General features: G+C 50.3%; 14 protein-coding genes. 4 read left to right on the top strand and 10 right to left on the bottom strand.

The genetic code is table 11. The features are described 5' to 3' along the window. Nucleotides 1-19 precede the first annotated feature (19 nt). From AYK82_RS00245 to AYK82_RS00235, 3 genes are read right to left on the bottom strand one after another with little or no spacing between them, the layout of a single operon-like run. Nucleotides 20-742 carry an ABC transporter permease gene (locus tag AYK82_RS00245; protein WP_068310120.1) on the bottom strand — a complete coding sequence of 241 codons (723 nt, stop codon included), beginning with the start codon at nucleotides 740-742 and terminating at the stop codon, nucleotides 20-22. Next, nucleotides 735-1,889, bottom strand: coding sequence for an ABC transporter ATP-binding protein (locus AYK82_RS00240; RefSeq protein WP_068310114.1), 1,155 nt, complete (start codon nucleotides 1,887-1,889; stop codon nucleotides 735-737). Before AYK82_RS00240 ends, AYK82_RS00245 begins: the two co-directional genes overlap by 8 nt. Before the next feature lie 28 nt (nucleotides 1,890-1,917). After that, on the bottom strand, nucleotides 1,918-2,568 hold the full coding sequence (locus AYK82_RS00235; protein WP_068310112.1) for an ABC transporter permease: 651 nt from the start codon (nucleotides 2,566-2,568) through the stop codon (nucleotides 1,918-1,920). A 1,370-nt stretch (nucleotides 2,569-3,938) separates the two neighbouring features. Here AYK82_RS00235 and AYK82_RS00230 point away from each other — a divergent pair. The 4 genes from AYK82_RS00230 to AYK82_RS00215 all read left to right on the top strand — a co-directional run bounded on the left by AYK82_RS00230 (nucleotide 3,939) and on the right by AYK82_RS00215 (nucleotide 10,016). Further along, entirely contained in the window at nucleotides 3,939-5,231 is a 1,293-nt protein-coding gene (locus AYK82_RS00230) for a TolC family outer membrane protein (RefSeq protein ID WP_208976337.1), read from the top strand. 122 nt (nucleotides 5,232-5,353) lie between these two features. Further along, entirely contained in the window at nucleotides 5,354-7,573 is a 2,220-nt protein-coding gene (locus tag AYK82_RS00225) for a type I secretion system permease/ATPase (RefSeq protein ID WP_082733658.1), read from the top strand. Then, complete coding sequence (locus tag AYK82_RS00220) at nucleotides 7,570-8,895, top strand: HlyD family type I secretion periplasmic adaptor subunit (protein WP_068310109.1); 1,326 nt, start codon at nucleotides 7,570-7,572, stop codon at nucleotides 8,893-8,895. The genes AYK82_RS00225 and AYK82_RS00220 overlap by 4 nt, the downstream gene beginning before the upstream one ends. 95 nt (nucleotides 8,896-8,990) lie before the next feature. After that, the gene (locus AYK82_RS00215; RefSeq protein WP_068310108.1) at nucleotides 8,991-10,016 is read left to right on the top strand and encodes a transglutaminase-like cysteine peptidase; all 1,026 of its coding nucleotides are present in this window, start codon (nucleotides 8,991-8,993) and stop codon (nucleotides 10,014-10,016) included. A gap of 36 nt (nucleotides 10,017-10,052) precedes the next feature. Here AYK82_RS00215 and AYK82_RS00210 read toward each other — a convergent pair whose 3' ends face one another. From AYK82_RS00210 to AYK82_RS00180, 7 genes are all read right to left on the bottom strand, one after another. After that, entirely contained in the window at nucleotides 10,053-10,694 is a 642-nt protein-coding gene (locus AYK82_RS00210; RefSeq protein ID WP_068310106.1) for a hypothetical protein, read from the bottom strand. Nucleotides 10,695-10,861: 167 nt separating this feature from the next. Beyond that, nucleotides 10,862-12,574, bottom strand: coding sequence for a SulP family inorganic anion transporter (locus tag AYK82_RS00205; RefSeq protein ID WP_068310104.1), 1,713 nt, complete (start codon nucleotides 12,572-12,574; stop codon nucleotides 10,862-10,864). A 180-nt stretch (nucleotides 12,575-12,754) separates the two neighbouring features. Beyond that, on the bottom strand, nucleotides 12,755-13,144 hold the full coding sequence (locus AYK82_RS00200) for a protein tyrosine phosphatase family protein (protein WP_244265688.1): 390 nt from the start codon (nucleotides 13,142-13,144) through the stop codon (nucleotides 12,755-12,757). Continuing rightward, nucleotides 13,134-14,021, bottom strand: a complete 888-nt coding sequence (locus AYK82_RS00195) for an MBL fold metallo-hydrolase (protein ID WP_082733648.1) — start codon at nucleotides 14,019-14,021, stop codon at nucleotides 13,134-13,136. Before AYK82_RS00195 ends, AYK82_RS00200 begins: the two co-directional genes overlap by 11 nt. A 27-nt stretch (nucleotides 14,022-14,048) precedes the next feature. Then, nucleotides 14,049-14,471 (bottom strand): DUF6691 family protein, encoded by a 423-nt coding sequence (locus AYK82_RS00190; RefSeq protein WP_068310100.1) that lies wholly within the window; start codon nucleotides 14,469-14,471, stop codon nucleotides 14,049-14,051. A gap of 2 nt (nucleotides 14,472-14,473) precedes the next feature. After that, a complete protein-coding gene (locus AYK82_RS00185; protein WP_425272551.1) occupies nucleotides 14,474-14,908 on the bottom strand; it encodes a YeeE/YedE family protein in 435 nt (144 codons plus the stop codon). Nucleotides 14,909-15,039: 131 nt separating this feature from the next. Beyond that, a complete protein-coding gene (locus AYK82_RS00180) occupies nucleotides 15,040-15,735 on the bottom strand; it encodes a GntR family transcriptional regulator (protein ID WP_068310098.1) in 696 nt (231 codons plus the stop codon). Between the last annotated feature and the right edge of the window lie 345 nt (nucleotides 15,736-16,080).

The following is a 16,080-nucleotide window of genomic DNA, read 5'->3' as shown; positions in this document are numbered from 1 at the left end:
TGATCTTTGAATTTACGTTTTAACGAAGTGGGTTTACCCCCCTAGAGACAAAATAAAATTGCCCCTGACCCGTTAGAAAATCGACCGTAACGGCAAGCATTGCTGTTGGGATTGCCCCTGCTAACAACATCCCTGTCTCCATAAGATCTATGCCTGTGAAGATCAGCTCGCCCAGCCCTCCCCCTCCAATGAGGAAGGCAAGTGGCGCCGTGCCAACGTTGATTGCAAGCGCGGTACGAATGCCAGACAGGATCACGTATAGAGCGTTGGGCAACTCCACATGGATCAAGATTTGCAGCGGCGTCATCCCCATACCGGTTGCGGCTTCCAAAAGGTGATCTGGGACCGCAAGAAGTCCCGTAAATGTGTTGCGGACAATCGGAAGCAAGGATGCAACAAACAGGCCAAAGAATGCCGGTGCAAACCCGATCCCAAGAATAGTCATGGAGAGCGCGATTACAGCCAATGTCGGTATTGTCGTACCAATATTGAACACCTGCATAATAGCTTCTGCCGAACGTTCCATTGCAGGACGCGATAGCCATATACCCACAGGTACGCCAATCAAAATTGCGGCCAAACCAGATGTAGCAACCAAAAAAATATGCTGCTGGGTTAGGTAAACGATATCTTCCCAGTAAGTCGCTATCTCATCATACAATCCAGACCAGCTAATATAAAAGCCGATAAACAACATCGCGAGTAGCTGAAGCTTGCGGGAAAAGTCCTTGGCACTAAACATTCGCGAGCCTCGCATCGGTTGCCTGATCACGGACACTGCTGCTTTTTTGACCCAACGCAGCCGTAACAGCCGGCTGAGTCACAACACCGGCAAAATGGCCCCGTTCATCTACGCAGGTAATCCACATCGTGTCATGGGACAGCATTTCCGAAACAACAGCGCGCAGATCTGCACCAACAGGAACTGTTGTTGGCAAGTCGTGCGCGAAGTCGCTCACGACGCCAGTGGCCCCAGACAACTCGTCTGCAGTTACATATGCAACTGGATGTCGATCTGCATCAATCAAGACAACGATACGGTTTGCATGGGATTTCGCCGAGACAAGAACTTCTTCAACACTTGCTTGCATAGACGCGACAGGCGCATCAATATCACGCACGTCAACAGCAGTGAGCAGGCGCAGACGTTTAAGCGTCCGATCAGAACCAACAAAGTCAGCAACAAAAGGATTGGCCGGGTGAGCAAGAACCTGGCTAGGGCTATCATATTGCTCTATTTTCCCGCCTCTAAAGATAGCGATTTTGTCAGCCATTTTTACCGCTTCATCGATGTCGTGGCTCACAAAAATAATCGTCTTCTTCAACACCTCTTGCATCTTTAAGAATTCGTTTTGGATGATCTCCCGATTGATCGGGTCAATTGCACCAAAAGGTTCATCCATCAGCATAACTGGCGGGTCAGCTGCCAAGGCGCGTATAACACCAATACGCTGCTGCTGACCCCCAGAGAGTTCTTTAGGGAAGCGGTGTAGAAACTGATGGGGATCCAAACCGACTAAGTCTGTTAGTTCAGCAGCGCGTTCTTTTGCTTTCTTTGCATCCCAACCAAGCATTTTGGGAACAACACAAATGTTCTCCTCAATGGTCATATTAGGGAACAAGCCAATTTGTTGAATGACATACCCAATTCGACGACGCAGCTCAAATTTGTTTAACTGGGTCGTATCTTCCCCGTTGATGTAAATGCGACCACTCGTGGGCATAATCAAGCGGTTAATCATTTTGAGGGCAGTTGTTTTACCACATCCTGACGGGCCCAAAAGAACGCATATTTCACCCGTCGGAACGGTCATATTCACTTTATCTGCCGCAACAACAGGCCCATTGGGGGTAGAAAAGGTTTTTGTCAGATCTTCAAGCTGGATCATTGTTTTTACCTTTATGAGCTTGGACTTATTATCGAGTTAGGCCAGCTGGGGTGAGGAATTTTTGTGCCTTCAGAAGGACCCAATCAGCAACAATAGCGAGCAAAGATACCGCAACAGCTCCAACGATAAGCTGGCGCGGGTCTGTCTGACTAATACCTCGGGATATAAGAAGGCCGAGCCCACCTGCTCCGATGTAGGCGGCAATAGCGGCGACACCAATATTCATAACGACAGCCGTGCGGACACCAGCCATGATAACCGGGATCGCAATCGGTATTTCGACTTTGAGAAGGCGCTGAAAAGGGGTCATGCCCATCCCGCGCGCGGCTTCTCTCAAGGCAGGATCAACGTTTGTGATTGCGGTATAAGTATTGCGAATGATCGGCAATTGGGAATACAACAAAATGGCAATCACCGCTGGTAGCCAACCGATCCCCTGATTAATTATCGATAGCACGGGTATCAACAACCCAAACAGTGCAATAGATGGAATCGTGACCACAATAGATGCGACGTACAAAACAATATCGGCGGCGACCCGATTTTGAGTTATCGCTATACCCAGTGGCACGCCTGTAAGTATAGCAAGCCCAACGGCGACACCAACAACGGAAATGTGCTCCATCGTCATATTGGCAATTGCCCAAATGTTATTCTGAATGAATACCAATATATCCATCTGTCCCTCCCTAAAGCCCAGTAATGCATACTGCATTTGTAGACTTACAGGTACAGACTATTTTATGGAAATGAAAAGAAGTATCATGTAGTCGACGCAAAAAATCAAAACATCGACATATATGGAGTAACTACTGAGAGGCGCGTTGCGTAGCCAACACCTTATCCATTCAATGATTGAAAATTAAGTGTTTCTCTGCGGAAGACTTCTCTCAAGGCCGGTAATACACATGCGTAAAAAGCGACGAATTTCCGCCTGATTCTGATGAATTGTAACAGGTTTTACCCAGCTTGTTTCACAAGCCATCCAGCGCGTTATAAATGAACACAAAGATTTACCTATGAATTAGAATAGGTTGCGACTAGCTGTTTATTACGAGATAAATAGTGATAATGAAATAATGTAAGCGATTACATTTTTTAATTTACACTACAAAATAAAGTGATATGGTGGCGCTATAGAGACAACACCCCCTAGGGGGACAGAAAGTAAAATTAGGTTGGGAGGCCTTCTAAACGTAGCAAACTAAATTTCTTTATTGTAATTAAGCCGTTCACACCCCCCAAATCTTTGCATCAATGAGAATTGCCTCAGGTGCAGCATAGTGATGAACGGCAGTGCAGTTGCACCAACTATCCTGTCGCTTTCTAGCAACACCTAAATTTATCAATTTGATGGCGCCGGGGCGCACCACTCCACCCCACTCTCCAGCCCCGGCCCATCGAACCAAGCCCAGACCTGTTTGTCAGGGCCCTCCTCTGGGTTTGGGAGCTGAGGCACTCCAATTCCTCCGTAGTGCTTCTTTGCCAAGAAGGGGAACGGTATCACCCCAAGACGCCGTTCCCCTCTTCAGTTAAAAATGGGCATGATTCTAAAACATCGGATCAAATTTGCTCGCGCTAGAAATTTTAATTACAATTTTATCTATATCATTCGTTAAGGTTAGTTGAGCCGTTGAACGCGCTGCACGCACCACTCTAAATCCAAACCGACTGAATTTTGAAAATTACTCTTTTAGATTCAATAATCAAACAACTCGCAACAACAATACAAATGAATTACCAAATATAAATGCTGATAAAAATTAATCAATTACCTCTACCAAATTTTTTGGACTAATATCCAGCTATATCTGATGGTTGATAATTACATCATAACATGTTTCAACTATGTCAATACTACGGATCATTTTCGGGATCATAGCCATATATTTACCTAGTGCACATAGTGACTTTAGGGTCGTTAAATGATGCGCCTTGATTTTGGTCAGATCCCCAAAAAGCGACAAGTTTGGAGTCTGGGGAATGAAATTCCGATGTCTTGCGTTGGCCTGCGCATTTACTTTGGCCTCTAGTGTATCAGGGCACGCGATGTCCCTTCGTGACGCTGTAGAAAGTGCGGTTCATACCAATCCGGATATTTTGGAAGCCTCTGCAAACCGAAGAGCCCGCGGTCAGGATTTGCGTTCCGCTCAGGCAGCCTTCATGCCCTCCTTAAATGTAGCAGGCTATATCGGTCCTGAACGCCGCCACCGCGATAAGGACAAGGGCAAATGGCGTACCGCGAAACAAATTGAGGTTAACGTAGAACAGTTACTCTTCGATGGCTTCTATTCTACCAACGAAGTCTACCGCCAAAGTGCGCGCGTAGATGGGGCCGCACTTCGCGTGTTGGAACGCAGCGAGGCCACCGCACTGGATGCGATTGAGGCTTATATCGACATTCTACGTCACCAGCGCGTACTAACGCTGTCAAAGCGCAACACTTCACGCCATGAAAAACTCTATAGCGATGTTAAAGCGCGCTTTGATGGTGGATCTGTCGGTGCGGCGGACCTTGCTCAAGCGCAGGAGCGCGTCGCAGCGACCCGCTTGATCACCGCAGAAGTGCGTAAATCCCTACTAGATACTATGGCGAAATTCCGTAGGGTGGTCGGCGAAAATCCTTCTAACCTACAACCTGTCTCTGCAATAAAATCCCCGGGCAATAACCTGCAATCCGTGCTCACCATAGCCGGACAAAACAACCCGTTTATTCAAGCGGCACTCGCTGATGTCGACGCTGACGCATTCCGGGCTGAAGGCTCAAAAGGCACTTTCTTTCCACGGGTCTCTCTCGAAGGGAGAGCAGCCGTAGGCGACGACGTTGATGGCATTGAAGGCCGCCGCGACGATTACCGGGTCATGCTGAGAATGCGCTGGAACCTCTACAGCGGTGGCCGCGACACCGCTCTTTCGGCCCGCGCCTACGAACAACTCGCACAGGCACATGCGCGTGCAGACCGCGCCAAACGAGAGACAAGCGAAGCTGTCGAACGCTCCTGGGCGGCAGTTCAAACAACCCGCGAACGTATTGCCGCACTGCGCCAAACCGTTGCAGCCAACGAAAAGGTCGTGAAGGGCTACAAGGACGAATACAACGTTGGACAGCGCACTCTTCTTGACTTGCTTAATGCGGAGAACGCCTTGTTTAACAGCCGGATTAATTTGCTTTCGGCACAGTCTGTACTGACATTTTCCACCTATCAACTACAAGGAACAACCGGCAATCTTCTCGCGATGATGGGCGTGACACCCCCGGCTGAGTCCGTGGCAGATACACGCGACAACGTTTCCATTTTGCCGCAACCTGCGGCCTTCCAACTAGAGCCGCTGCGTCAATAGTTTTTCGAGCACTCAGTTTTCACGGCGCCTTTTGCTTTTGCACGAGGCGCCGCTGCTGTTCTCACTGTTTGCCGTTTTAGGCAAACAAACGCCACGCCCCTCTTGCCCTTGAGGTGGAAAACTTGCCTACGCCACAAAAAAGCACGTCTTCATCAGCAGGCGGATCCGACGCTGCTCCGGCTGACGCGCAATCATCTGATGCGCCTGCAGATCCGCTAGTGGAGGCACTGCGCTACATAGCAAGACACTTTGGTAACTTTGCTAGCGCTTCTGTTATCCTTGCAGGCTTGCCTGTGGCAAGCGGACCGTTGCCGATCAAGCTTGTCGGTCGAGCAGCGAAAAACTGTGCCTTGCAGGCGGTTATTCTTAAAAAGCCACTAAAGGAAATTCCAAGGATTGCATTGCCTGCACTCTTGATCTTGGAAAACGGCGGGCTGCGTCTGCTCACGCAACTGGATGAGACAGCCAGTATTGCCACACTCGTAGATCCACTAGTGCCAGAGCAACCGGAAAAAATGAGCTTGCAAGCATTGCAGCAACTATACATCGGTTCCGGTGTCTTCTTTAATTCAATAGGGACTGCAAGCGACAGTTTCAGCGCTTCAGGCGCACAAGACCAAGGGCATTGGTTCTGGTCTGTTGTTGGATCGTTCTGGAAAGACTATCTGCATATCGCGTTGGCCGCATTGCTGATCAACTTGTTGGCGCTGGCCTCACCCTTTTTTGTGATGAATGTATATGATCGTGTATTGCCAAATTATGCTCTGCCAACACTTTGGGCGTTGGCAGCAGGGGTAATGCTGGCATTAGCATTTGACGGTATCTTCAAAGCAGCACGATCCAATATAATAAACATCACAGGGAAGCAGGCAGACCTTGAACTGGCCAGCCGCATTTTCTCACGCGCTTTGGCTTTAAACATGGATCAGAGGCCCGGCTCTACCGGGCAATTCGCTAACCAGATCAAAGAGTTTGAAAGCGTGCGGGAGTTTTTTACCTCCTCCTCACTGGTCGCTCTGATTGATTTGTTGTTTATCGGCATTTTCATTGGAGCGCTGTTTTTTGTGGTCGGGCCGATCGCATGGATCCCGCTTGCAGCCGTGCCGGTTGTGATTGCTATCAATTTGCTGGTGCAAGCGCCTTTGGCGGGCTCTGTCGCCAGCGCCACAAGGGAAAGCGCGGCACGACACTCTGTGTTGGTGGAAAGTGTTGCGCATATGGACACTTTGCGTGCTTTAAATGCCGAAGCTCAGATGCAGACCAAATGGGAACGCTCTGTCGCGGCGAGTGCGAGTGCGCTTTTACGTGGTAAAAAGTGGTCCTCGCTAGCACAGTCACTGACCGGCTTTACGCAAGCGATGGTTTCGGTCTTGATTGTAATTTGGGGCGTTTATCTTGTGAATGAAGGCCGGGTGAACATGGGCGCGCTTGTTGCGGCCATGATGCTTTCTGGTCGCGTTCTTGCCCCGCTTGCCTCTGTGGCCGGTGCCCTCACCCGATTGCGCCAGACGATGCACTCCTATCATATGCTCGATCAACTCATGAAGATCCCGACAGAGCGCACATTGGGCAAAACATACGTCAATCGTGCTGTCGCCGGTGGCGGTGTTGAGCTGGAAGATGTCAGCTTCTCCTATCCGGACGCTGAAACCGAAGCGTTGAAGAACATCAGCCTGAACATCCGTCAAGGAGAGAAAGTTGGCCTAATTGGCCGTGTCGGCGCTGGTAAATCTACACTAGGTCGGTTGCTGTGTGGGCTCTACTATCCCTCAGGCGGCTCCGTGCTGATAGATGGAATTGACACTCGCCAATTTGACCCAGCCGATTTGCGCAATGGTGTTGGCTTTCTCTCGCAGGAGAACGTTCTCTTTTCGGGCACGCTGCGGGAGAACATTGCCATGGGGCAGCTCCATGCCAGCAATGATGATATTTTGCATGCCGCGCGCCTTGCGGGCGTTGAGGATTTTGTCAATGCTCACCCCAGAGGCTATGATATGCCCGTTGGCGAGGGCGGGCGACTGCTTTCCGGTGGTCAAAAACAATCTGTTGCGCTGGCGCGCATTTTGCTGCGACGCCCTCAAGTTCTGTTTCTTGATGAGCCCTCCTCGCACCTTGATATGGCGGCAGAAGAACGCCTGTTGCAGCGTCTTGCAGAGTTTAATTCCGCTGGCATGACGATCTTTATTTCAACCCATCGCCTGTCTCTCTTGAAACTTACTGACCGGCTGATTGCTCTGGATGGCGGGCGCGTTGTAGCCGACGGACCGCGTGATCAAGTGTTGGCCGACTTGCAACGAAAAGGCGCAGAACGCTCCAAGCAACATGAGAGGGCCGAACTATGATCAAGCCCAATTATGCAACCGATCTTCGCGATGCATTGCGGACCCGCCCTCCCCGCGCCGCCAGCCGAATTCTGTATCTCGGTTTGTTATTGCTCGGATCGGCACTGCTCTGGGCATCCATGGCAGAGCTAGAAGAGGTTACCCGAGGCGAAGGCCGCGTTGTTCCATCTCGCCAATTGCAAGTGGTACAAGCGCCGGAGCGTTCCATCGTGCTTGCAATCAATGCGCAAGAGGGCCAAGTGGTTGATCAAGGGGATGTGCTGGTGCAGGTGGAAGACACGCTGTTCGCCGCGCAGCTTGGTGAAGTTGAACAGCGCTATAGTTCGCTGAATGCGCGCGTGTTCCGTTTACAGGCAGAGGCCACAGGTCAACTGCCGGACTTTGCCGCTGCTGGCGAACAAGCGAAAAAGCAACCCGAGCTCTACCGTGGCTTCCTCGCCGCAGAAGAGCAGGTTTTTCTCGCTCGCCAACAACAACTTTCCAATGATCTTGCTGTGCTGCAGGCGCAGGCAAATCAACGCACGCAAGAGCGCCGGCAGCTCATAGCCGAGCGCGACAAGCTTAATGCCTCTATCTCGCTGCTTGCACGAGAGGTGGAAATCAATTCCGAGCTATTTAAACGCAAGGTATTGCCCGAAATCGAGTTTCTTAGATTGCAGCGACAGCTCAGCGAAATGCAGGGGCAGCTGGCCATTACACAGGCGTCCATACTTCGTGCGAAATCAGGGCTGGATGAAGCCAGCGAGCGGCTACGCAGCGCTCGCTCCAATTTTGCGACTCGCGCCAGAGAAGAACTAAGTGCAGCGCAGGCAGAACGCGCTATCGCCACCGAGACCTTACAGGCTGCACAGGATCGGGCCAAACGGACGGAACTACGCTCTCCTGTTCATGGCATAATTAACCATGTCAAAATCAGCACAATTGGAGCTGTGGTGCAGCCGGGCGAAGCACTCATAGAGTTGGTGCCCTTGGAAGATACGCTGCTCATTGAAGCGCAGGTTCGCCCGCAGGACATCGCGTTTCTTCATCCCGGCCAACCGGTTACGGTAAAAATCACGGCCTATGACTACTCAACTTATGGAGGCTTAAAAGGCACACTAGAACGTATTAGTGCAGACTCGAACAAAGATGAACAGGGAAATAGTTACTTCAAACTATTGGTGCGCACGGAAAAGAACTACTTGGAAAGTGAAACGGAACGTTTACCAATAATACCGGGAATGGTGGCCAGTATAGATATATTAACTGGCAAAAATACCGTTCTAGGTTACCTTCTAAAGCCTATAAATAAAGTTCGAACCGAGGCTTTAAGGGAACGATAATTCTCAAAACCCGGCCAGAACAATTGGGGCGTCGGGTTATGTTTAGAGAATTTTTATTTCGCCGTTGCATTGCGTATATCGCAAGGCGCGCATCTATGTCGCTTATCATTGCCAGTCTTTTGGACCGGCTGTTGCCTCAATCATTAAATAGAGGTGACCATCATCTTTTCTCCATCTCACCGTCATCTTTAAAGCCAAAGCCCCAGCGGGAGCTCGGCATAGCAATTGGATATATCTCAGCGCTCGCTCTGCTGGTTGTTCTGTTGCTGCACGTTTTTGGTCAAGAAGCACATGCGGCCTCCACGCCAGTGGCCTATGACTATCAACGGACACTGGACCTAACCACTGGTCAAAGCGTGATTGCGAGCCAACGCCAAGAACAATTGGTCATAAAAGTTTCACGGCCAAACACAGCGCGCCATCAGCGCGCACGCACCTTGCATACTGCGACTGATAAGTACAAATCTCAGCAGCAAGCCGCCGCACCTCCTCAAGGAGGCGTAGCGCAGATACCCCTTTCGCTGCGGGCCCGCCTTGCAAATTCCGGTATCATCAGCGGGACGTTAAGCAAGAAACAACTGCAGAGGAACTTAGCTGCTCACCAATCCTCCACTGCGGCGCTCGATCAGCGGTGGCAACAAATTGCAGCACAAATGGCCCCGCGCCTGCGCGAAGATCGGCAAAAAGAACAGGAAAGCATAGAGGTTCAAGAGTATTTCCAAAACAGCCGCCAACGAAGCTCAGCGGTGCAGCTTGATCCACACCAGTTCGGCCCCGTACTGGCCCGAGTGAACCAAATGGTAAACAGGCAGCTCACATATGCAAGTGATGAAGAGGTGTGGGGGCAAGCCGACTATTGGGCAAGCCCGGATGAAACTCTGGCCAAAGGCAAGGGCGATTGCGAAGACTACGCAATCCTGAAGTACTGGAGTTTGGCAGCTCTTGGTTTTGATCGCGGGGCCATGCAAGTCGTCGCGGTTTATGATCGATCTGTTGAAGATTATCATGCGGTCCTGCACGTCAAGCTATTCGGTGCTGACTATATTCTCGATAATCGCAGCATGCGCGTGCTACGCAAACAGGATCTTACTTCCTACGTCTGGCTGTACACGACCGGTTGAGATAAAACTCCTACCGCGCCCTATCCCATTTCCCTGTTAATGCTCTCGCTTCGACATGGAGATCTTCACAAAAACGCTGACACCAACACCCTTGGAAAGATCACGAAAAAACATCGGGCCATCCTTCTCGGTGAGCAACAATGTGTCACGATGCCCTAAAGTCTCATCATGCTCGGTTGCGTTACCAAAGCGAAGCGACACGGGCCCGTGCAACACATGAATTGCAAGAACCTCCCCAGCTTGAGCACGCAGTGGCACTTCATCTGCCACTTCAACAACCTCCGCTGAGGCACAGATGGCGCTTGGAACATAACGCAAGCGAAGAATTTCGTAGGCTTCCTCTTCCCGCTCCGCCATTACCTTCTCTTTGCCAGAAAAGCTGCGAATATCGCTCATGCTAAACGGGCTTTGCAAGGCTGCGCCACTCGTTGCGCCCAACCGGCCGCTACCTTTTACCCCAACAAAAATTGTAGATGTCAGATCTGGCTTACAGAGCAGAGCGCGCTCCTCAATATCCAAGAGCTGTAGTGCCCAGTTCGGCATCAACCCTGCAGCGCTTTCAACTGACTGACCCTGGCAAATGTTTCTTGTCAACGGATGCAGCGCAGCGTCACTGCCTCGAACTGCCCCGGGCTTGACCGGCTCCCATGTATATTGATGCGCGTAAATAGCTTTCATTTGCTGAAATTTCTTCGCTTATATGCGTACTATGCTTTGTTTTTAGGTAGTGAAGCACCTTAATTTAATAGCATAGCACATCAATACATATGTTTCACTGGAAACCGGCAAACGTAAAGCAAAATCCCCGTTAGTTCGTTGTGGAACGTAAAAGCACAACCTGCTCTTCAAGCCACACCGCTCAATGAGAGAGTGCAGATTGCTTGATGGTGACTTAAAAAAATCTCCCCGGAAAGATCATTTGAAAAATTGTTTTTCTCCAACCGGTCCATCACCGGCCCCTTCACCTCGGATAGATGCAACACAATTCCAGCATCTTTCAGACGATGATCTAGCGCCTCCAAGGACTCCAAGGCGCTGGCGTCAATGAAGTTGACCGCACTGCATTGTAGAATTACATGTCTGGTCTCACTATTTTCCGTCGCCAATCGGTAGATTTCACTTTCCAAAACGCGTGCATTGGCAAAGTAAAGGCTTTCATCGATGCGGATGGACAGCAGTTCCCTTTGGGTTTCCACTTCGTGGCGCTTTACATTACGGTAGTGCTCGGTTCCCGGCACTTTCCCCACAACGGCAATATGGGGCCGCGAAGTGCGATAAAGATAAAGGCCTAAGGAAATAAGCAAGCCAGCGCTGATCCCCTGCTCTACACCAACCAATAGGGTGACAAGCATTGTGGTGGAAACCGCCGCGAAATCGGCCTTTGAGTAGCTCCATGTTCGCTTTAGCACCGAGAAATCTACCAGCGAAAGCACGGCGACAATAATCGTCGCGGACAGGGTTGCCTTGGGTAAGAAGTACAGCATTGGCATCAGAAACACAGTCGCCAACGCAATGCCAAGAGCTGTGAATAGGCCCGCAGCTGGCGTTTGCGCCCCCGCATCAAAATTGACGATGGAGCGTGCAAAACCACCTGTTACCGGATATCCACCTGTAAATGCCGCAGAGAGGTTTGCCGTGCCAAGTGCGAGCAACTCCTGATTAGGGTCAATTTGTTGACGGCGACGGGCGGCAAGTGTTTGCGCCACACTCACTGTTTCTACAAACCCAATGATACTGATAAGTGCCGCAGGGGCCAAAAGCTGCATGATGAGCTCACGGTCAAGGCTTGGCATATTAAAGCCTGGCAACAAGTTTGGCACATTGCCGACGATTTTGACGCCATCTTTATCAAGACCCAGAGCGTAGGTGGCCGCCGTTGTGGCAATTACCGCAAAGACAGGCCCTGCTTTGGTCAGCGCCGCTGCCAAGGCTTTCGAAAAGCCCAAACGCAACAAAAGTTGCAGCAACCATTTTCTTGCCCAAAACAAAAACGCGATCGCACCTCCCCCTAGCATCACAGTAGTAATGTTCATAGCCCCAACTTGCGCGGCCATACTTCCGAGCATTTCAGGTAAATTATGACCACCGCCTGAAACACCTAGAATGTGGCGTAATTGCCCTGTGGCGATTAACAGGCCACTTGCTGAAATAAAGCCAGAGATGACAGGATGGCTTAAAAAATTAGCAAGAAAGCCAAGCCGCAGCAGGCTTAGGCTCGTTAGAAACACACCTGATAACAAGGCCAGCAGCATAGCCGCGGCAACGTAGGAAGCTGTATCTGGTAGATCCAGAGCCCCCAGGCTTGCCGCGGTCATTAAACTTACAACCGCTACCGGCCCCACCGCGAGGGTTCGGCTTGTGCCAAAAACCGCATATACAACAAGCGGCGCTATGGAAGCATAAAGCCCAGCTTCTGCAGGCAGACCAGCAAGCAATGCATAGGCGAGTGACTGGGGGATGAGCATAATTGTCACGATAACCGCTGCGATAAGATCTGCGGATAATGTCGCTCCATTGTAGGTGCGCGCCCAGCCGATAATAGGCAATATCTTTGCCATTCGTGAGCAGCAAGGTTTGTCTGCGTCCTTGTGCCCTTGACGAGGTTGCGATGGACTATGCATGATCTAGCCTACTCATTATGAAATGCATGACAATATGGCCTGCTGCGCGGCAGCTGGTCACTTTATCTAGGATTTGAAGAGGAAAAGTGGCCGGGCGCGTTTCCTGCGCCCAGTTACTCACTTGCGGTAGGGTTTTGCAGCGTTAAACGCAATGTTAGAGCGATTGCCAGAGCGGCAATAAGCCAACACGGGTGCCGGCAGATCATCCAGTGCCCTCGCCATAGCGCTGCCTATGCTGTGCGGGTCACTGCCTTGCGAAACCGGAACCATTGCAGCTTTTAGTCCCTGTTTTTCAGCAAGCTGCGCCATTTCAGCGTAATTCAGCTGCCCCGATTCTTCATTGTCCGGGCGATTACATATAATAGATGCGAAACCAAGTTGCTTTGCTTGGGCAATATGCTCCTCGCTCAGCTGAGCGCAGATAGAGAAGTCTGCCGAGACTTTCGTTGGCTGCAAGGGGCCGGGCTTAAACATTTCTTTGACGCGATCGAAAAAACTAGAGGGCATTGACGGGCACTTTCAAATAGACCGTACCGTTTTCTTCCTCCTTTGGAAGATTTCCGGCACGCATGTTAACTTGGATGGAAGGAACAATAAGCGTGGGCATATCCAGCGTTGCATCGCGCGCTTCACGCATACGCACAAACTCCTCTTTACTCACCCCTTCTGCCACATGGATGTTGCGGCGACGTTCCTCACCAATAGTTGTTTCAAACAGAATATCTCGCCCGTTCGGGGCATAATCATGACACATATATAGGCGCATCTCTTCTGGCAGAGAAAGCACCTTGGTGATAGAGTCATAGAGGGTAGCAGCGTCACCGCCAGGGAAATCCGCTCGCGCGGTCCCACTATCTGGCATGAAAATCGTATCGCCAGCGAAGACGGCATCACCAACAACATGCACCATACAGGCAGGCGTATGTCCGGGTGCATGAATAGCGAAAGCCTCTAACTGACCAATTTTATAGGTATCACCGTCTTTAAAAAGCCGATCAAACTGGCTGCCATCACGCTCAAATTCAGTGCCTTCATTAAACACCTTGCCGAACACATCCTGAACAGTCTTTACATGCTCGCCAATACCGATTTTCCCACCTAGCTTCTTCTGGATGTAAGGCGCAGCAGAAAGGTGATCTGCATGAACATGAGTTTCAATCAACCACTGCAACTCAAGCCCGTTTTGCTGAATGAAGCTAATGATCTCGTCCGCGTGGTCAAAGCTGATACGCCCCGCAGCATAATCAATATCCATTACGGAATCGATTACGGCACACGCGTTAGATGCAGGGTCTTTCACCACATAAGAGATGGTGTTGGAAACCGGGTCGAAAAAGTTCGTTACCTGCGGCTTTACCTGCAGGTTTACAGGATACGTCATCATTTTCTCCAATAAGCGGGCGTTTAAGAATTAACGCAGAACGTAGAGATTCACTGCGCGGGCCAAGAACATGCCGACAGCCATTGTAGCTAAAAACAGCAGGAAACTACTGTCTTGCGCAAATGACTGCACTGCAACAGCAGGGCCCGGGCAAAGGCCAGCAAGCCCCCAGCCAACACCGAAGATCGCAGAGCCAATGACCAAGCGTTTTTCCAGCTTGATTTTTGTTGGCATCTGAAAATCTTCACAGGCTACTGGGCGGCGCATTTTGTGGGCCATTTGGAAGAATGGGTAAGCCACAAGGATCGCACCACCCATAACAAAGGCAAGACTCGGGTCCCAATTGCCAAAGACATCCAAGAAATTCTGTACCTTAAGGGGATTGACCATTTCGGCAACTGTCAATCCTGCACCGAATAGCAGGCCAGCCAATAAACCATAAAACACGCGCATTGCTAGCCTCCAAATACGTGGCGGATCAAGTAAACTGTTACCGCACCGGTTGTCATAAAGCTAAGTGTCGCGATTATGGAGCGCTTGGACAGCCGCGACAAACCACAAACCCCATGCCCACTCGTGCACCCCCCACCAAGCACGGAGCCAAAGCCGACCAGTAGCCCGGCGACCCCGACAAGCAATGCATTTGGGCTTATTGCCAAGGCAGGTAATACCCCACCTGCGAGCGAATAGATAAATGGTGCAGCAACAAGGCCGACAACAAAAGCAAGCTCCCACGGCAATTCTGATTTACAATGGGCCGGCAATAAGATGCGGCTAAGCACCCCGCTAATTCCTGCGATACGTCCATTCAGGATCAACAATACAATGGCCGAAAAGCCGATCAGCACACCACCAAGCAGTGATGACCAAGGTGTAAACTGGGTTATCATAACCACCCCTATAATTAGTTTTCTCTAATTTAAGCACTTGCTAATACTAGTCAAGAGATAAAATTAAACCGGCCACAACGCATTGAAGCGCCATGAAGCCGGTTGAACTGTTATTCAGTATCAACTGAAGCCTATATCGTCTCTCTCGCCTTCATGGCATCTGCTGCGGCGTCCTTAAGGCTCATGACGTAGTCATGCATGGACTGAACAGCCAGATCTGCATCGCCAGCCATGATCCCTTTTAAAATACGTTCATGATTGGTGATACAGCTTTCGTAGACGAAACCAGAAGGAGGGCAGGCCATAGTGTAACGCTCGCTCTGGTCATACAATATACTAAGGAACTTGGCATTCCAGTAGGATAGCGCCCCTGACGCGATGGTCTCATGCAGGAGGCGATTTTGCTGCACCCACTCGGTCCAGAAGCTACGGCGAGACGCCTGCCAACGCTCTTCTACTAGACGAAGGAGGTGGAAAGCTGAACGAACATCTTCAATCCACTCCGGATCATTCAGTTTCATCGCGGTTTTAAGAGCTGCACATTCTAATACGGCACGTTGCTCAATAATGTCCAATACTTCCTCGAAGGAAAGTTCGGGCAAATAGAAGCCGCGATGGCTTTGATTGGCTACAAGTCCCTCAGAAACAAGGCGTGACAAAGCCTCTCGCATAGGAGTTGGACCAATTTCAAAGGACTGGCACAACTCGCGAATTCTTAGCTTTTGTCCGGCCCTTAACTCCCCGGCAATAATAGCGCGACGCAGTTCGCTGTACGCCTTGTCAATAAGGGATGAAGCATCAACCTGCGAAAAATAACTAAATCTCATGGTATGAACACCATAATCTGCTAATAACCTAAATAAAATCACTCACATATGCTCAGTTTCTTACGAAAAAGGTCGGTGCCTTACCAGCGTTTTTGACCCTAGGATAAAAAATGGAGCCTTTTGTGCAAGATAGACACTTCCATGACTAACGCAATGGTTGCAGGCTCAAAACAGGCAGACTTCTTGTAGGATATGGTCGCTTTTCAGTGGACAGCCAGCTAATGACTTTACAATTCAGCTGTGCAAGGCCAGCATTACGCGCCAGTAAACTCCCCAAAATGCTGAAGTTTACTTAATGCATGCGCTGTGTATCTATGCGGATTCCCGCAGATTTCTTAGTCAGAA

The organism is Polycladidibacter hongkongensis, from assembly GCF_001561995.1.
GTDB lineage: Bacteria > Pseudomonadota > Alphaproteobacteria > Rhizobiales > Stappiaceae > Pseudovibrio > Pseudovibrio hongkongensis.
This window is presented reverse-complemented; position numbering and strand designations above follow the sequence as displayed.